This is a genomic window from Lysinibacillus sp. RS11, assembly GCF_042019215.1.
Classification (GTDB): Bacteria; Bacillota; Bacilli; order Bacillales_A; family Planococcaceae; genus Lysinibacillus; species Lysinibacillus xylanilyticus_A.
The window spans coordinates 1,520,642-1,536,792 of sequence record NZ_CP168124.1; the positions used below are offsets into that span (position 1 = coordinate 1,520,642).

Genomic DNA, 16,151 nt, shown 5'->3' on the forward strand with positions numbered 1-16,151 from the left:
TTTTTTAAAGGAGGGGACATAATGCATCGCGGAAAAGGAATGAAATTTGTTGGTGATTCACGTATTAAAGCGAGTCACAGAATGCCGAACGTTCCAAAGGATTATTCCGAATATCCAGGTAAGACGGAAGCTTTCTGGCCGAACTTCTTACTAAAAGAATGGATGGTTGGTGCGGTATTTTTAATTGGTTATTTATTATTAACAGTTGCTCATCCATCACCACTTGAAGGGCCAGCTGATCCTACAAGAGCATACACGCCATTACCGGACTGGTACTTCTTATTCTTGTATCAATTATTAAAGTACTCATTTGCTTCTGGTCCATATAATGTTATTGGGACTATTGTAATACCAGGTCTTGCATTTGGTGCGCTATTATTAATGCCATTTTTAGATAAAGGCCCAGAACGCCGTCCATCTAAACGTCCGTTACCTACAGCGTTTATGTTATTAGCTTTGGCTGCTATGTTCTACTTAACATGGGAGTCAGTTGTTAACCATGACTGGGAAGCTCAAAAAGCTATGGGCGCAATTGTAGCAGAAGTTGAAGTTGATGAATCACTTCCAGGATTTAAAATTTGGAATGGTGACACTGGTGAACAAGCTAAATCTTGTATTGGCTGTCATGCGGCTGACTTAAAAGGTGGCCCAGCTGCTCCAAAATTAGTTGGTAATACACTAACGGCTGAAGAAGTTGAAGATATTATCCATAATGGTCGCGGCGGAATGCCAGCTGGTCAATTCCACGGTACAGACGAAGAAGCGAAGCAATTAGCTGAATTTATTGCGAGCTTAAAGGCTAAAGAATAAGCTTAGTTTAAAAGAGTCAGGAAACTGGCTCTTTTTTTCTACTTCTATAATAATGTGACTGTTCCTGAATCAAAATGGTTCCCGAAAAATAATATTTTTTTGGGGAAAATGTCGAAAAAGACGGTCGGATGAACTAGAAATTATCTAGCATGTAGCTTTTTGGTTCATTACCAAAAGTTGTGGATGACATTTTTTTTAATTTATGCGCTGTATATTAGTTGATTGGAGTGGAGACTGGGCGACTCCTTGGGGATCAGCGTCACAGATGAGACCCTGGAGCGAGCAACGCGAGTGAAGCGGCTCATCGGACGCCCCCAGGAAAGCGCCCAGTCGGAACGGAAATCAACCACACGTTATGGTGATGAGCCAGTTTTTTGGCATTAATAAAACAATAAATAAAGACTATATATACATAATAAAAATAAAAAAAGACATCTTAGTAAAGACGGAAAATAAAGGAGTTTTAATCATGCAAATTACTCGTGAAAACATTTGGTATCTCCTTACGCACAAGTCATTCTTAATATTATTACTCATTATCAATCTATTAGGAACTATTTACGGTTATTATTGGTATGGAGGGCAGCTTGCCAACACGGAGCCGATTTTTTACATTTTTGTTCCAGATAGTCCGACAGCCAGTTTATTCTTTTGCTTTGTATTGTTAGCGTGGATTTTGGGCAAAAGTTGGCCGCTGATGGAAGTGCTAGCACTTGTTACACTAGTGAAGTATGGGATCTGGGCTGATGTCATGAATATTTGGACACTGATTGAAACTGGATCGATTGGTTGGCAGGGCTGGATGCTGGTAGGCTCGCATTTTGCGATGGCTGTCCAAGCAATCCTTTATATCGGTAAATATGTCTTTTCATATTGGCATGTTGCCGTGGCAGCGGTGTGGACATTGCATAATGATGTGATTGATTATGTATTTGGACAAATGCCAATGTATCGTGATCTAGCAGAGTATACAAATTATATTGGCTATTTTACTTTTTGGTTATCAATGGCATGCATTTTTCTAGCCATCTGCTCAATTAGGTGGCGTAAATATTTGCCGAATTAAGTAATTGATTATAGAATTATAGCATAGAAGTAGAAAGGGGTTAGAAAATTGTCAACAAGCATGTATATTGTTTACTTTGCAATTATTATGCTACTGCCACTTTATGCACAGATGAAAGTAAAGGGCACGTATAATAAGTTTGCAAAAGAACGTACAATGAAGGGACAAACAGGTGCAGAGGTAGCGCGTGCGATCTTAGATGCGAACGGTTTATATGATGTACGAGTTGTTCCAACGCAAGGTGTGTTGTCTGATCACTATAATCCGGCGACAAAAACAGTTGCTCTATCGGAAAGTAACTTCTATGAGGCTAGTATTGCAGGTGCTGCAGTAGCTGCCCACGAGGTTGGCCATGCCATCCAACATAAAGAAGCTTATTCAATGCTTACATTACGTAGTAAGTTAGTTCCTGCAGCAAATATTTCATCAAATATGTCATGGATCTTTGTTATGATTGGTATTTTTGCAAGTAGTACGAATATGTTGCTTTTAGGTATCATATTGTTAGCAGCAGGTGTGCTTTTCCAATTAGTAACGTTACCAGTTGAGTTTGATGCTTCAAAGCGTGCGTTAGTACAAATGAATTCTTTGGGGATTATTACAAATGAAGAAGAGCGTCCAGCACGTAAAGTGTTAAGTGCCGCAGCATTAACATATGTTGCCGCAGCAGCAGTAGCTGTATTAGAATTATTACGTCTAGTATTAATCTTTACAAATATGCGAAATGACGACTAATGAAAAAACTTGTTGTAGTGGTATGTCACTATAGCAAGTTTTTTCATCGGTTAAACTATGGTTTTACTGAAATGCTCTGTGACGCTGATCCCCAAGGAGTCGCCTAGTCTCCACTTAACTTATATATAAGGCATACGTTTTAACAAATGTCATTCACAACTTTTGGTGATGAGGCATATTAATGGAGCGGTTGTTTTTGGTCGTCGAGGGTAAAGCCTTCTCCTGCAACATCTCGTACTTCTATTATAGATACGAAAGCATGTGGATCAACCTCATGAACAATAGATTTTAAGCGTACAACTTCATTGTGACCAATAACACAATAAATAACTTCTTTTTGTTGCTTTGTAAAATGACCATGACCTTCTAGTATAGTGATACCACGTTCCATTCGTAATGCAATCATCTCAGCTATGGTGCCAGACTTTTCAGAAATAATAAGTGCTCCACGTGCTGCATATGCTCCTTCTTGAACTAAATCAATGACACCCGCGCCCACAAAGACCGCAACAAGGGTATACATCATCGAGCGTGCATCTAAAAACGTTAGCCATGATAAGATAATGACGACAGCGTCAAAGATGAACATCGTTTTACCCATACTCCATCCAAAATATTTATGCCCAAGACGAGCCAAAATATCTACACCACCAGTTGTACCTCCGAAGCGAAAGACGATACCGAGCCCAAGTCCTACAAAAACCCCAGCAAAAAGAGCAACGAGTAACAAATCGTCCTCTAAATGAATAGTAAATTGATATTTTTGAAAAATTTTAAGGAAAACTGAAACAGATAAAGTTCCGACAAGCGTATAAATAAATGACTTTTTCCCAAGTAAGCGATACCCAATAATAAACATTGGAATATTTAATAGTAAATTCATTAAGGCAGGGTCCCAGCCTACTGTAAAGTAAAGTATGAGTGTAATCCCACTTAACCCACCTTCACCAAGTTGATTTTGCATGTTGAAGTGGACAAATCCAAAGCTAAAAATGGCAGCGCCGAGCATTATTGCGATGATATTGCGGATTTTAATCTGTTTTAGCATATGACCTCCTGAAGTTCTAAACAAATGAAGTAGTGATATCTATTATCTGACATTTTATTGTTTTTGACAACAATGGTGTAAATTTTATACGATGGTATGTAGGAGTGTGATTTAGATGACTGAACAAGTGACAATGCAAGCTTTACAACAGCGTGTTGATGATTATATTGGACAATTTAAGGAAGGCTATTTCCCGCCATTCGAGTTACTGGCACGTTTAACCGAAGAGCTTGGTGAATTGTCTCGCGAAGTGCAGGACGTTTACGGGCAAAAGAAGAAAAAGAGCACAGAGGAAGCGAATAGTATCGAAGAAGAATTGGGTGACTTTTTCTTTGTTTTAGTTTGCTTTGCAAATGCACAGGGTATTAAATTAGATGAAGCACTTTTACGTGTCATACATAAATTCGAAACAAGGGATAAAGGTCGCTGGACTAGAAAGGATGAGGAATAATGTCGATTCGTGTAGCAATTGCAGGACCTAGAGGTAAAATGGGAGCTGAAGCTGTACATACGATCATGAAACATGACAAAATGGAATTAGTAGCTGTACTTGATTATAAGGAAGTAGGAAAAACATTAGCTGATTTAGAAATGTTTCCAGCAAGTTATACAGCACCAATTTTTACAGATATGCATGATCTTGTAGAGGCCACTGCACCAGACGTATTAGTGGATTTAACGAACCCGCATGCAGTTTATAAGCATACTAAAGAGGCCTTGAATTTAAATGTACGACCTGTAATTGGTACAACAGGCTTTACAGATGCACAACTAGAAGAATTATCAGCAATTGCTAAAGAAAAAGAGCTAGGCTGCATTATTGCACCAAACTTTGCAATCGGAGCAATTCTAATGATGAAATTTGCCAAGGAAGCAGCAAAATATTTACCTGATGTTGAAATTATTGAATTGCACCATGATCAAAAGTTAGATGCACCATCTGGAACAGCTGTTAAAACAGCACAATTGATTCAAGAGGTGCGAGCAACAAAAATGCAAGGACATCCAGAAGAAAAAGAAACAATTGAAGGTGCAAGAGGGGCAGAATTTGATGGCATGCGCATTCACTCTGTTCGCTTACCTGGTTTAGTAGCACACCAGCAAGTGCTATTTGGTGGAGACGGGCAACTATTAACAATTCGCCATGATTCATTAAATCGTAATTCTTTTATGTCCGGTGTTGCTTTTTGTGTAGAAGAGGTCATGAAAATGGATCAACTAGTATATGGTTTAGAAAACATCATCTAAAGATTGGGATGGAAGCATTATGAAAATCGCATTAATTGCACATGATCGCAAAAAAGATAATTTAGTACAGTTTGCTATTGCTTACCGAGATATATTAAATGAGCATACGCTGTTTGCTACAGGAACAACGGGGCAGCGTGTGATTGAAGCTACAGGTTTAGCAGTAACACGTTTTTGCTCAGGTCCACTTGGTGGCGACCAACAAATTGGCGCAATGATTGCCAATAATGATATGGACATGGTTATTTTTTTCCGTGATCCTTTAACAGCACAACCACATGAGCCAGATGTTTCTGCACTTATTCGTCTTTGTGATGTTTACCAAGTGCCACTGGCAACAAATATGGGAACGGCAGAAATCTTACTTAAGGGCCTACAGGAAGGCTTTGTGGATTGGAGATTGATTCAAGAAAGAAGAAATTAACAAAAGACGTGATTTAGAAAGGATGATAATCGAATGAGAAAGCTAAAAATCGGCATTACCTGTTATCCAACAGTTGGAGGCTCTGGTGTAATTGCAACAGAATTAGGAAAAATGCTTGCAGAGAGAGGACACGAGATTCATTTCATCACCTCAAGCGTACCATTTCGATTGAACAAAATTTATCCAACCGTCTTTTTCCATGAAGTAGAAGTTAATAATTATTCAGTATTTCAATATTCGCCATATGATATAGCATTAGCGAGTAAAATGGCGGACGTGATTAAGGATGAAGAACTAGATGTGCTTCATGTACATTATGCAATACCACATGCTGTTTGTGCGGTTTTAGCACGAGAAATGAGTGGTCGTGACATTGGTATTGTCACAACGTTACATGGTACAGATATTTCGGTGCTTGGGCAGGATTCGACCCTTTCACAGGCGATTAAGTATGGCATTAACAAATCTGATATGGTTACGACAGTGTCAGAGGCATTAAAGCAACAAACCTACGAGCTTATTGATACAGTAAAACCAATTACTACGATTTACAACTTTGTTGATGAACGTGAATACTTCCCACGCAATCCAGGAACCTTAAAGGAACAATTTGGAATTGAGGAAGATGAAAAAGTGATTATTCATGTATCTAACTTCCGTAAAATTAAGAATCTTCCGCATATTATTGATGCATTTATGAAAATTCGTGCAAACATGAAGGTAAAGCTATTGCTTGTAGGTGATGGTCCAGAAAAGCATCGTGTCATGGATCAAGTAAAGGAAAGTCCCTACATGAAGGATGTTCTATTTTTAGGTAAACAAGAAAACTTGGCTGAATTGTATGCTATAAGTGACCTAAAATTATTACTTTCACAGCAGGAATCATTCGGGCTAGTCTTACTTGAAGCAATGGCTTGTGGTGTACCTTGTATTGGATCAGCTGTTGGCGGTATTCCAGAAGTCATTGATCACGAAGTAGACGGCTTTATTGTGGAATTAGGAGATACAGATGCAGTGGCAGAATATGCAGTGAATCTATTGAATGATGAAGAGAAATTGCAACGGTTCCGAGAAGCAGCTATCCGTGCTGTTGATGAAAAATTCCACTCATCTAAAATTGTAGAACAATATGAAAAATTGTACGAAAAGGTTGCTGAAAGAAATCATGCAAAACAATAAAGAATGGCAAGCAGCCTATTCAGTTATTGAACAACTTGAAAACGCAGGCTTTGAAGCCGTGGTCGTTGGTGGTGCGGTACGAGATGCGATACTCGGTCGTCCTGCCCACGATGTAGATGTTGCAACAAATGCCATGCCAGAAGAGGTAAAGTCTGTTTTTAATCATACGGTTGATGTAGGAATTCAGCATGGAACGGTACTTGTAATCGTGCCAGCTGGACCTGTGGAGGTCACGACATATCGTACAGATGGAGATTATATTGATCATCGTAGACCAGAGGAAGTGCAATTTGTACGTTCGCTGAAAGAAGATTTACAGCGCCGTGATTTTACGATGAATGCCATAGCGATGCGCCGTGATGGGTCTTTTATTGATTATTACGGAGGGCGCCAAGATATTGAGGCTGGTGTCATCCGTGCTGTTGGAAATGCACAGAGACGCTTTACAGAAGATGCTTTACGAATGCTACGAGCTGTGCGTTTTTCAGCACAGCTTGGCTTTGTGATTGAATCAGAAACGTTGGCAGCCATGCAGATCAAGGCTGCGGATATTTCTTGGATTGCGAAAGAGCGCATAAAGGCAGAGCTCGATAAACTATGGATAGGGAAAGATGTTTTTAATGGCATTCAAAAGTTAGAGGAAAGTGGCTTAGCAGCCTATTTGAATGGTCATTTTCAAGCGAATCACTGGCGTGAGTTTAACGTTCAGGACAAGCTAGTAGGCTGGGCATATTTTGCATTGTTACAGGGTGAGCAATGGCGAGAGGTGCTAGGCAGCTATCGTTTATCGAATAAGGAGATGGCGTTTGTAAAAGCTGTGTTAGCTGCTTTAGAAGCTTTAAAAAATGGTTGGACGAATATGGATTACTTTTTGTATGCACAACAGGAACTAGAGGTGGCTTGTTATTTTGCAGAGCTTAGACAGTTAGATGTTCAAATGCCACAGCAAAGTATTCAGGAAATACAGACAAAGCTTCCAATTAGGCATAAGCAGGCGTTACTTGTAAACGGAACGGACTTGTTAAAATGGTCTGGAAAAAAGGGTGGACCTTGGGTAAAAGAAGCGTTGCAGGCAATGCTTGAAGCGGTTGTGAATGGCGAGCTTCAAAATGACCGACAAGCGATAAAGAATTGGATCGCACATGATTATTTCAACAAAGAATGAAAATTTCTGTATGACAAGGAGCCGTCTCAAAAAATGCATGAGACGGCTCCTTATTATTAATGGATGTTCTATTTTTTCAGCAAATATAAACAACATGTTAGCAGATGGACAAAACGAACTAAGAGTAAAAACAAAGAAACTTCGCTCTGTCTAATGTTTTGGTTAACTTGTCTCTGTGCATTTGACCTTAGTAACAAGATGGGTTCTACTCAGCAAACCTTTAACGGAACTTTATCTTTCGATGTAATGTTAAAATAGAGTTGAAAGCCTGGTGATTTATGAAATATCCTTGTCCGGGTTGTGGATATAAAACAATTGATGATGGCCATTACGACATCTGTCCAATTTGTTTTTGGGAGGATGATCCTTTTCAGAAAGTAAATATAGATGAAGAAGGGGCTAATAAAATCTCTTTGGTAGAGGCACAAGCAAATTATTTTCGTTTGGGGTGTCTCAGAAGAGCAATTTAGTCATCATGTTAGAAAGCCTAGAATGGAAGATCAAAGAAATCCTGATTGGAAACCGATGTAAGAATCTTTATGGGGGTTGATATGAAGTACTTTGAAGAAGCTAAATATATTTGGGGAATTATGTTCCAAATAGTGAGCAGGCAGATACAGTTGAAGGTGAACTAATAAGAGCGATTGAAAGACTTCAGTGCGAAATTGATTTGACAGAATAATTGACCATATTATTGAAAGGACTTTTACGCATAAAGGACCTAATAAAAGAGAAAATGATCCGACACAATATAGGTGAAAAAGTGGATAATTGGTAGCTAAAAGATATTTGATGATAGCTTGTAGTCAATTGCCATAATTTACAGTATGATTATTACTAATAAGAGGATGAGAATAGTAGAACTTACTAAAGGATTGATTTGAGCATGAATATTTCCATGAAAGATGAAATTTTAAAAAGAATATTAGCTGCTAATGGTGAAGCAGTTTCAGGTCAGGAGCTGGCAAATTCTCTTGGCGTATCACGAACAGCTGTATGGAAACATATGCAGACGCTACAGGAGGAAGGCTATACATTTGAAACCGTAAAGAAAAAAGGCTATGTACTTACGGGTGTGCCAAATAGCTTAAGTCCAACACAAATTGAGCTCTTTTTAAATACAGAACGATTTGGGCGTGAAATTCACTATTTTGATGTTGTTGATTCAACACAAACAATTGCCCATAAGCTTGCACAGGAAGGTGCACCACATGGCACGATCATCATCGGTGAGGAGCAAACTGCTGGTCGTGGTCGTATGGCGCGTCCTTGGGAGTCTGCAAAAGGTACAGGTATTTGGATGACCATTATCGTGAGACCTGACGTGACTCCTCAGCAAGCTTCATCGTATACGCTTGTCGTAGCAGTTGCGGTTACAATGGCTATTAAAACATTATATAAACATGTTGAGCCAGCCATTAAATGGCCCAATGATTTACTCATTAAAGGCAAGAAATGCACAGGTATTTTAACAGAGATGCAGGCTGAGGCAGATCTTGTTCAAGCACTACTAGTAGGCATTGGTATTAATGCAAACCAAGTCGAATCAGATTTCTCACCTGAGATTGCGAATATTGCAACATCTTTACGCCTAGAAGCGGGTGAAGAAATTAATCGTGCAGCCCTTGTCGCATCTATTTTACAATACTTAGAACAATTTACGGAATTATACGTGAAAGAGGGCTTTGCTAGCATTAAGAAGCTATGGGAACAAATGTCATGTACCATTGGGCAACGTGTTGAAGTGACAACTTTACGTGGACGCTTTGAAGGCATTGCCAGTGGAGTTACGGATGAAGGTGTACTACAGCTAACACAGGATGATGGTACAGTCCGAACAATTTATGCTGGAGATATAAAAATTTTATAAACTAAAAGCTGCAAGAATCATTATGAATCTTGCAGCTTTCTTTTGTGTACGATGCAATTTATAGTTAGAGCTTTTAGCGGCGCAAAAGGGAGTGCAACCGGCGGAGTAGCGGCTTTAAGCGGCGCAAAAGGGAGAACAAGCGGCGGAGTAGCGGCTTTAAGCGGCGCAAAAGGGAGAACAAGCGGCGGAGTAGCGGCTTTTAGCGGCGCAAAATGGAGAACAAGCGGCGGAAAACCCGACTTTAGCGGCGCAAAAGGGAGTGCAACCGGCGGAACCTCCGACTTTAGCGGCGCAAAAGGGAGTGCAACCGGCGGAAAACCCGACTTTAGCGGCGCAAAATGGAGAACAAGCGGCGGAAAACCCGACTTTAGCGGCGCAAAAGGGAGTGCAACCGGCGGAACAACAAACTTTAGCAGCGCAAATAAGAGTCCAACCGACGAACAACCACTTCTATCATCTAAATTGCCGATGCTCATTTTATTTCAACGTTAACACCAAGTCACCGTGTGAAATTGTTGCTTTTAGTTGGTTATCCCCTTTATATGATTGTGATGCTTTGCCGTTTTGTTCCTTCTTATCAACTGAAAGATCCCCAAAGTCCGTGTTTAATTCAAAGCCAATTTCACTTTTTTTGTTTTGCAAGTCAAGTGTAGTATCTCCAAAGTTAGACGTAATAGTGGATTGACCATTTAATGTACCATCGATGTTAATATCACCATTCTCACTTTCGACAACGAAGCCATTGCTTGAAAATTGCTGTAGCTTCATATCACCAAACGATTGAGTAATCTCTGTTTTATCACCAGTAGTGTTTTTAAATAGTATATCTCCATAATTTTTAATCAGATTTAACTGCTGATAGTTTAGATCACGAATGGTCATATCTCCAAAATTGCTATCGATGTCAACGGTTTTCAATTCCACATCTTTAGGAACATAGATTGTGATGGAAGGAGTATTAAAGCTACCAAATCCGAGTTGTAGTTCATTTTTTTTCTTACCCTTCGTTTCGATAGTTAATGCTTTATCTTTAATGCTGTACGTAATATCATCATCTTCCACAACATTCGTTTCTAATGCATAACGATCGCTAGTAACAATTTCAACATTTCCATAGTCATTGACAATATTGATGCTAGTAAAATCATCTAGTTCAAAAGAATGGTTTACTAGATTATTGTTCTTGGGTACCTGGATGCCTTCATCAGTTAACACAAAACTCCATTTTCCACCAGAGAAATAACCAACTAGAGCTAACAGTATGCCAAAAGCAATCATAGTCATAGCGATATGTGTATGTCGAGACATCATTAGTAACCCTCCTTCCGCTTTTTCGTTATTTTATGGAATAGTCTAGCTAGTGCTTCAACACAAATAACGACTATTTTTTTAATAAAACGAGCAACGACTGGGAAAAGTAAGATGCCTAGACCTGTAACAATAAAGCCAACACCCATAAAGAGTAATGCTGTCGGCCAGTCCTCCGTTAAAATGAAGAAGCCTGAAATAAGTGCAACGATTCCACCGAAAATGATACTAAGGACAGTTGCAATAATAGCAAAGACAACGCTGAAAATGACTACACCAAATGAAAAAATAAGTGCTATAGCAACTGCCAATAACGGTATTGAAAGTGGGGCAGATAGTATTGCTAGAATGATGAGCCAAATAGCAGTCACATTCTTCTTAGTCGAAGTCGAGGTTTCATCTAAATCCCTTAATGCAGAGTCCGCCATTATTTGCGATGCAACATGAGAAGGGGAGCCTAGTTGTTGAATGATCTGCTGCTCGTTTTCTTCTCCTGCTTCATCGAAATATTCCTCATAATAGGCAAGCGCAGCATCAATCTCATGCGCTGGAAGACGTTGTAATTTCCCCCGTAGCTTTTTCAAATAGCTTGCTCTATTCATTATATTTCCCTCCTAAAAGTACACAATCAATATTTTCTTTATACAGTTGCCACTCTTTTAATAGCTCCAGTAATCGAATTCGACCTTGCTCGGTAATTTGGTAATAGCGTCTATTTCTGCCTTGATAGGGCTGATCGTAAGTTGTTAAGTAGTTTGCTTTTTGTAAACGACGTAATACTGGGTACAGCGTAGATTCTGATATATCCATCACGGATTGGATTTGCTGTGTTAATGAGTAACCATAAGCATCCTCTTTATCGACGATGGCAAGTACACAAGCGTCAAGTAAAGCTGAGCCAAGTTGAAATGTCATTTTCCTCACCTCACAATGTAATACCTATACAGGGTCTTATATTATATGTCGTATAGTATGGTGGAAGTATATTACATATTGCATTGGATTGTCAAATTTTATTAAAAAGTTCAAGAGGAAAATAAAAATGATAATAGTGTCATTTTTTATGCTTGGAGGTAGAGGTAATGCCAAAGGTAAGTCATGAGTATGTAAAGGAAAAGAAAAAAAGTATTTTAGAAGCAGCCATAGCAGTATGTAAAGTTAAGCCACTCTATGACATGTCGATGAGGGATATTATTAAAGCATCAGGAGTAAGTCAAGGTGGGATTTATCGTTATTATTCAGACTTGGATGAAATACTTATTGAAGTTATTAATCAAGTAAATGTTAATGCAGACTATAAACATATTATCGATGGCATTACGGATACGGGTAATTCCCCCACAAAGACAATCATTAAATTATTTAATTTTCTTGGAGAGTACATGAAGGAGAACGTATCAACAGTTGGCAAAATCCAATTTGAGCTTACGATTTTATTTGCTAACAATCCAGAAAGAGAAAAGAAAATTTTATCGAACATTTATGAGAATGAAAGTGGGCAATATTTTATGCAACAAATTTTTCATTCCATCCATAAGGGTATTTCTTCAGGATGTTTTCAGCTTGAGATATCGATAGAGGATCTATCTACTTTTATTATGACGTCCATTGATGGCATTGTGAGAGACGTTGTCTTGCAAAAATGTTACGGGGTGTTCTCAAATGATCAAGTGCAATTTGATGAGATTCGTTTGATGAATACACTTTGCAAATCCGTATTATTACTATTGGGTACGAAAGAAGGAGAGGATTAAAATTGGGAATAGAGGTAAGAAGATTTCTATTTTTCCTTTGCAACGTCTTGGATAATATGGGGCAGTTTAGCCTTATTAACACAGCTGAATTTACTGAAGTTTGGCAATGCAATATATATGCTATTGTTTATTCTCGGCGGAATTACTCCTGCAATTTGTGAGATTTGGTTGAAAAAGAAATATTCGACTAAAGAAGAGTTCAAATCATTTATCCATAATGTAAAAAATCCTAAGCATCCTATATCTTGGTACATATGTGTAATCGGATTGGCATTTGCGGCTTTTTTTTTACCAACGTTATGGGGTGGAGCAACTATAAAGAATCCAATGTATCTGGCGTTACTTGAATTGCCAATCATGATTATTGGAGGAGGAGTTGAAGAAATCGGCTGGCGTGGTTTTTTGCAGCCTTCATTACAAAAAAGATGGTCTCCCTTCACGACCACAATGATTGTGGGCGTTATTTTGGCAGTCTGGCATCTGCCATTATGGTTTGTCGTGGGATCAAATCAAATGAACATGAACTTTCTATGGTTTTCTCTAATAACTTTAGCGTTATCCTTTTTATTGACGATCATTTACCAATCCACTAAAAGTATTTTTCTCTGTATTATTTTCCACGCTTTAACCAATTCATTTTGGGATGTTTTTGTACCAATTACAAATGTATCGTCTGGTTTTTTCACATTATTATTTGCTCTGTTACTATTTACATTGTTTGAAGTTTATCGAAAATCAAACTTTCAAAAACGAATGGTTTGAATTTGGTATTCGTTATGGATCGTAATTATTAGAAAATAATATTTGAAGATTACTAGAGGAATCTGTTATAGTATGTGCTGAAGGGCAGTATCCTTTTGTGAACGGCACCTTCAAAAGCGTAAGACCTATTATAATAAATATCTGCCTTGATCTTTTAATGACAGGGACGGAAGAAAACAAGCGTTCAAAATAGTACTTGATTCAATGGAATAGGCTATTCTCTCAAAGATATTGGATTGTGTATGCCTATGAAAAATCAAGATACGGCCTCTTATCAAAATTCAAGACAAGAGGTATTTTTGATGACGAACGAAACACTACCCTTCTGTCCATTTTAGGCGCAGAGGGGTTTTTCTGTTTTCTTCCCTTAAAAAGGAGGACTACACAATGAAAACAACTTCAGATTTTTTAAAGATGAAGGCAGCAGGTGAGAAAATCGTTATGCTCACTGCCTATGATTACCCTGCTGCAAAATTTGCCGAGGATGCAGGTGTCGATATGATTCTAGTGGGAGATTCACTAGGCATGGTCGTACTAGGTTATGACTCTACAATGCCAGTAACAGTAGCAGATATGGTTCATCATGCAAAAGCGGTGCGTCGTGGGGCAAAGGACACATTTGTTGTTGTTGATATGCCATTTGGTTCGTATCACGGTGATGTAAACGAAACGTTGAAAACGGCTGTATTCATGATGCAGGAGACGAGAGCTGATGCACTTAAGGTAGAGGGTGCTGGAGATGTTATTCCAGTAATTCGTAAATTAACGTCGGCGGGCATTCCGGTGGTAGCACATTTAGGTTTATTACCACAATCGGCAGGGGTGCTTGGTGGTTATAAAGTACAGGGCAAAACAGCTGAGCAGGCAACGAAACTTATCGAAGATGCGAAACAATGCCAAGAGGCTGGTGCTTGTGCAGTTGTTTTAGAATGTATTCCACATCAGTTAACAGAAATGGTATCTGCTAATCTTATTATTCCAACGATTGGTATTGGTGCTGGTGTAGAGGCTGATGGACAAGTATTGGTTTATCATGACATGCTAAGCTATGGTTCACATCATGTACCGAAATTTGTGGAACAGTTTGCTAATATGGGCCGAGAAGCAAGCAGTGGAATTGCTAGTTACGTAGAAGCGGTAAAAGCAGGCACATTCCCAGCACCGAAGCATTCCTTCACAATGAAAGAGGAAGCATTGGATCAGCTATATGGGGGCGTAAAGTAATGAAAGTCGTAACTACAATCCAAGCACTAACCGTAGAAATCCAAGCAGCCAAACAAGCTCAAAAAACAATTGGACTTGTTCCGACGATGGGGTATTTACATGAGGGCCATTTAACGCTAGCAAAAACAGCTCGTGAAGAAAATGACTTAGTCGTTATGAGTATCTTTGTAAACCCAACACAATTTGGGCCAAATGAAGACTTTGAAAGCTATCCGCGTGATCTGCCACGAGATACTGCTTTGGCAGAGACTGTTGGTGTAGATATTGTTTTCGCACCAAGTGTTGAAGAAATGTATCCTCACGATGGCGGTATTCGTATTCATGCGGGTGAACAAGCAACAATTCTTTGCGGGGCGAGCCGTCCAGGCCATTTTGATGGCGTTTTACAGGTTGTATCAAAATTATTTCATCTAACACAGCCGACACGAGCTTATTTCGGCCAAAAGGATGCACAACAAGTTGCGATTATTGCTACGATGGTACGCGATTTTAATTTCCCTTTGGACATGCGAGTAGTGCCAATTGTGCGTGAAGAGGACGGCTTAGCCAAATCTTCTCGTAATATTTATTTAAGTGAAGTAGAGCGTAAAGAAGCACCAGCAATTAATGAAGCACTACAGCTTGCTCGTCACAGCTTTTTAGCGAATGGTGATGCAGTGAATGCACTTGCTAAAGCAAAGAATCACATTGCAGCACGTACACACGGAGAAATAGATTATTTTGAGCTATTAGCGTATCCAGACTTAACACCAATAACGACTGAAACGGAGCAAGTACTGTTAGCAGCTGCTGTATATATGGGTAAAACTCGTTTAATTGATAATTGTATCTTTAATGTGAAAGAAGGATTATAAGATGTTGCGAATGATGATGAATAGTAAAATCCACCGTGCTACAGTGACACAAGCAGATTTAAATTACGTTGGATCGATAACGATAGATGAGGATATTTTAGATGCAGTAGGTATGCTCCCGAATGAAAAGGTGCATATCGTCAATAACAACAATGGGGCACGCTTTGAAACCTACATTATCGCAGGGGAGCGCGGATCAGGCGTTATTTGTGTGAACGGTGCAGCAGCACGTCTAGTACAATGTGGAGATATTGTGATTATTATTTCTTATGTGTATGTAGACAACGAAGAGGCAAAAGATCATAAGCCTACGGTTGCCATTATGGGAGAAGGTAATACGATTAAAGAAATGATATCCTATGAGCCAGAAGCAACGGTGATGTAATTTCAGAGTAGCTGTACAGGAGGATGTAGAGATTAATTAGCAAGGTGTATTCCCATTAATTATCTAAAGATTCATAGTATATTTTTTTGAAATATATAATTTTTTAATAGACATTTTGAAGAAGATGCTGTCTGTATTTTATAAACAGCATCTTTTTTATTATCATTTTAAACATTCGAATAAATCACACAATTCTTCACTTTATTATACACTTACATATTTTGTACTGATATTTCTATAAAATTCACAATCTATAGATTAAAATAGATTTTTTTATATTTATTGTTGACATTTGTTAAAAATTGTATTTAAATGTAAA

The 16,151-nt window shown here is 38.7% G+C and carries 21 protein-coding genes; 17 read left to right on the plus strand and 4 right to left on the minus strand.

Features of this window, described 5'->3' with window-relative positions:
* Positions 1 to 21 precede the first annotated feature (21 nt).
* From AB9L17_RS07480 to AB9L17_RS07495, 4 genes are all read left to right on the plus strand, one after another.
* Positions 22 to 810 carry a menaquinol-cytochrome c reductase cytochrome b/c subunit gene (locus AB9L17_RS07480; RefSeq protein WP_375200308.1) on the plus strand — a complete coding sequence of 263 codons (789 nt, stop codon included), beginning with the start codon at positions 22 to 24 and terminating at the stop codon, positions 808 to 810.
* Positions 811 to 1,056: 246 nt separating this feature from the next.
* A complete protein-coding gene (locus AB9L17_RS07485) occupies positions 1,057 to 1,194 on the plus strand; it encodes a hypothetical protein (RefSeq protein WP_223554622.1) in 138 nt (45 codons plus the stop codon).
* Positions 1,195 to 1,279: 85 nt separating this feature from the next.
* Positions 1,280 to 1,876 (plus strand): DUF1405 domain-containing protein, encoded by a 597-nt coding sequence (locus AB9L17_RS07490; RefSeq protein ID WP_375200309.1) that lies wholly within the window; start codon positions 1,280 to 1,282, stop codon positions 1,874 to 1,876.
* A gap of 60 nt (positions 1,877 to 1,936) precedes the next feature.
* Positions 1,937 to 2,611 (plus strand): zinc metallopeptidase, encoded by a 675-nt coding sequence (locus AB9L17_RS07495; protein WP_068983475.1) that lies wholly within the window; start codon positions 1,937 to 1,939, stop codon positions 2,609 to 2,611.
* Positions 2,612 to 2,789: 178 nt separating this feature from the next.
* Here AB9L17_RS07495 and AB9L17_RS07500 read toward each other — a convergent pair whose 3' ends face one another.
* Positions 2,790 to 3,659, minus strand: a complete 870-nt coding sequence (locus AB9L17_RS07500) for a YitT family protein (RefSeq protein WP_375200310.1) — start codon at positions 3,657 to 3,659, stop codon at positions 2,790 to 2,792.
* A 115-nt stretch (positions 3,660 to 3,774) separates the two neighbouring features.
* Here AB9L17_RS07500 and AB9L17_RS07505 point away from each other — a divergent pair, with 115 nt between their 5' ends.
* From AB9L17_RS07505 to AB9L17_RS07540, 8 genes are all read left to right on the plus strand, one after another.
* Positions 3,775 to 4,110, plus strand: a complete 336-nt coding sequence (locus AB9L17_RS07505; protein WP_053593555.1) for a nucleotide pyrophosphohydrolase — start codon at positions 3,775 to 3,777, stop codon at positions 4,108 to 4,110.
* Positions 4,110 to 4,907: a 4-hydroxy-tetrahydrodipicolinate reductase gene (gene dapB, locus AB9L17_RS07510; RefSeq protein WP_068982827.1), complete on the plus strand. Its 798-nt coding sequence runs from the start codon at positions 4,110 to 4,112 to the stop codon at positions 4,905 to 4,907. The genes AB9L17_RS07505 and dapB overlap by 1 nt, the downstream gene beginning before the upstream one ends.
* A 19-nt stretch (positions 4,908 to 4,926) precedes the next feature.
* Positions 4,927 to 5,331 carry a methylglyoxal synthase gene (gene mgsA / locus AB9L17_RS07515; protein WP_068982826.1) on the plus strand — a complete coding sequence of 135 codons (405 nt, stop codon included), beginning with the start codon at positions 4,927 to 4,929 and terminating at the stop codon, positions 5,329 to 5,331.
* 33 nt (positions 5,332 to 5,364) lie between these two features.
* Entirely contained in the window at positions 5,365 to 6,510 is a 1,146-nt protein-coding gene (gene bshA / locus AB9L17_RS07520; protein ID WP_068982825.1) for an N-acetyl-alpha-D-glucosaminyl L-malate synthase BshA, read from the plus strand.
* Positions 6,497 to 7,675 (plus strand): CCA tRNA nucleotidyltransferase, encoded by a 1,179-nt coding sequence (locus AB9L17_RS07525; protein WP_375200311.1) that lies wholly within the window; start codon positions 6,497 to 6,499, stop codon positions 7,673 to 7,675. The genes bshA and AB9L17_RS07525 overlap by 14 nt, the downstream gene beginning before the upstream one ends.
* Positions 7,676 to 7,953: 278 nt before the next feature.
* Positions 7,954 to 8,145, plus strand: coding sequence for a CPCC family cysteine-rich protein (locus AB9L17_RS07530; protein ID WP_375200312.1), 192 nt, complete (start codon positions 7,954 to 7,956; stop codon positions 8,143 to 8,145).
* 416 nt (positions 8,146 to 8,561) lie between these two features.
* On the plus strand, positions 8,562 to 9,545 hold the full coding sequence (locus tag AB9L17_RS07535; RefSeq protein ID WP_375200313.1) for a biotin--[acetyl-CoA-carboxylase] ligase: 984 nt from the start codon (positions 8,562 to 8,564) through the stop codon (positions 9,543 to 9,545).
* Positions 9,546 to 9,587: 42 nt separating this feature from the next.
* Entirely contained in the window at positions 9,588 to 10,037 is a 450-nt protein-coding gene (locus AB9L17_RS07540) for a hypothetical protein (RefSeq protein ID WP_375200314.1), read from the plus strand.
* On the opposite strand, the gene AB9L17_RS07545 is transcribed toward AB9L17_RS07540, so the two are convergent.
* From AB9L17_RS07545 to AB9L17_RS07555, 3 genes are read right to left on the minus strand one after another with little or no spacing between them, the layout of a single operon-like run.
* The gene (locus AB9L17_RS07545; RefSeq protein ID WP_375200315.1) at positions 10,023 to 10,856 is read right to left on the minus strand and encodes a DUF4097 family beta strand repeat-containing protein; all 834 of its coding nucleotides are present in this window, start codon (positions 10,854 to 10,856) and stop codon (positions 10,023 to 10,025) included. The genes AB9L17_RS07540 and AB9L17_RS07545 overlap by 15 nt on opposite strands.
* The gene (locus AB9L17_RS07550) at positions 10,856 to 11,455 is read right to left on the minus strand and encodes a DUF1700 domain-containing protein (RefSeq protein ID WP_375200316.1); all 600 of its coding nucleotides are present in this window, start codon (positions 11,453 to 11,455) and stop codon (positions 10,856 to 10,858) included. Before AB9L17_RS07550 ends, AB9L17_RS07545 begins: the two co-directional genes overlap by 1 nt.
* A complete protein-coding gene (locus tag AB9L17_RS07555) occupies positions 11,448 to 11,768 on the minus strand; it encodes a PadR family transcriptional regulator (protein WP_068982818.1) in 321 nt (106 codons plus the stop codon). The genes AB9L17_RS07550 and AB9L17_RS07555 overlap by 8 nt, the downstream gene beginning before the upstream one ends.
* 167 nt (positions 11,769 to 11,935) lie before the next feature.
* Between AB9L17_RS07555 and AB9L17_RS07560 the strand changes: the two genes are divergently transcribed.
* The 5 genes from AB9L17_RS07560 (at position 11,936) to panD (ending at position 15,832) form a co-directional block, all read left to right on the plus strand.
* Positions 11,936 to 12,607 carry a TetR/AcrR family transcriptional regulator gene (locus AB9L17_RS07560; protein WP_375200317.1) on the plus strand — a complete coding sequence of 224 codons (672 nt, stop codon included), beginning with the start codon at positions 11,936 to 11,938 and terminating at the stop codon, positions 12,605 to 12,607.
* Positions 12,608 to 12,775: 168 nt separating this feature from the next.
* Entirely contained in the window at positions 12,776 to 13,369 is a 594-nt protein-coding gene (locus tag AB9L17_RS07565; RefSeq protein ID WP_375200318.1) for a CPBP family intramembrane glutamic endopeptidase, read from the plus strand.
* 387 nt (positions 13,370 to 13,756) lie between these two features.
* Positions 13,757 to 14,593, plus strand: a complete 837-nt coding sequence (gene panB / locus AB9L17_RS07570) for a 3-methyl-2-oxobutanoate hydroxymethyltransferase (RefSeq protein WP_375200319.1) — start codon at positions 13,757 to 13,759, stop codon at positions 14,591 to 14,593.
* Positions 14,593 to 15,447, plus strand: a complete 855-nt coding sequence (panC, locus tag AB9L17_RS07575) for a pantoate--beta-alanine ligase (protein WP_375200320.1) — start codon at positions 14,593 to 14,595, stop codon at positions 15,445 to 15,447. The genes panB and panC overlap by 1 nt, the downstream gene beginning before the upstream one ends.
* Before the next feature lies 1 nt (position 15,448).
* Positions 15,449 to 15,832 carry an aspartate 1-decarboxylase gene (panD, locus tag AB9L17_RS07580; protein ID WP_068982814.1) on the plus strand — a complete coding sequence of 128 codons (384 nt, stop codon included), beginning with the start codon at positions 15,449 to 15,451 and terminating at the stop codon, positions 15,830 to 15,832.
* Positions 15,833 to 16,151 lie beyond the last annotated feature (319 nt).

Coding starts and splice junctions, on each gene's coding strand:
- AB9L17_RS07480 (WP_375200308.1), top strand. CDS start 22: ATGCATCGCGGAAAAGGAATGAAATTTGTTGGTGATTCACGTATTAAA.
- AB9L17_RS07490 (WP_375200309.1), top strand. CDS start 1,280: ATGCAAATTACTCGTGAAAACATTTGGTATCTCCTTACGCACAAGTCA.
- AB9L17_RS07495 (WP_068983475.1), top strand. CDS start 1,937: ATGTATATTGTTTACTTTGCAATTATTATGCTACTGCCACTTTATGCA.
- AB9L17_RS07500 (WP_375200310.1), bottom strand. CDS start 3,659: ATGCTAAAACAGATTAAAATCCGCAATATCATCGCAATAATGCTCGGC.
- AB9L17_RS07505 (WP_053593555.1), top strand. CDS start 3,775: ATGACTGAACAAGTGACAATGCAAGCTTTACAACAGCGTGTTGATGAT.
- dapB (WP_068982827.1), top strand. CDS start 4,110: ATGTCGATTCGTGTAGCAATTGCAGGACCTAGAGGTAAAATGGGAGCT.
- mgsA (WP_068982826.1), top strand. CDS start 4,927: ATGAAAATCGCATTAATTGCACATGATCGCAAAAAAGATAATTTAGTA.
- bshA (WP_068982825.1), top strand. CDS start 5,365: ATGAGAAAGCTAAAAATCGGCATTACCTGTTATCCAACAGTTGGAGGC.
- AB9L17_RS07525 (WP_375200311.1), top strand. CDS start 6,497: ATGCAAAACAATAAAGAATGGCAAGCAGCCTATTCAGTTATTGAACAA.
- AB9L17_RS07530 (WP_375200312.1), top strand. CDS start 7,954: ATGAAATATCCTTGTCCGGGTTGTGGATATAAAACAATTGATGATGGC.
- AB9L17_RS07535 (WP_375200313.1), top strand. CDS start 8,562: ATGAATATTTCCATGAAAGATGAAATTTTAAAAAGAATATTAGCTGCT.
- AB9L17_RS07545 (WP_375200315.1), bottom strand. CDS start 10,856: ATGATGTCTCGACATACACATATCGCTATGACTATGATTGCTTTTGGC.
- AB9L17_RS07550 (WP_375200316.1), bottom strand. CDS start 11,455: ATGAATAGAGCAAGCTATTTGAAAAAGCTACGGGGGAAATTACAACGT.
- AB9L17_RS07555 (WP_068982818.1), bottom strand. CDS start 11,768: ATGACATTTCAACTTGGCTCAGCTTTACTTGACGCTTGTGTACTTGCC.
- AB9L17_RS07560 (WP_375200317.1), top strand. CDS start 11,936: ATGCCAAAGGTAAGTCATGAGTATGTAAAGGAAAAGAAAAAAAGTATT.
- panB (WP_375200319.1), top strand. CDS start 13,757: ATGAAAACAACTTCAGATTTTTTAAAGATGAAGGCAGCAGGTGAGAAA.
- panC (WP_375200320.1), top strand. CDS start 14,593: ATGAAAGTCGTAACTACAATCCAAGCACTAACCGTAGAAATCCAAGCA.
- panD (WP_068982814.1), top strand. CDS start 15,449: ATGTTGCGAATGATGATGAATAGTAAAATCCACCGTGCTACAGTGACA.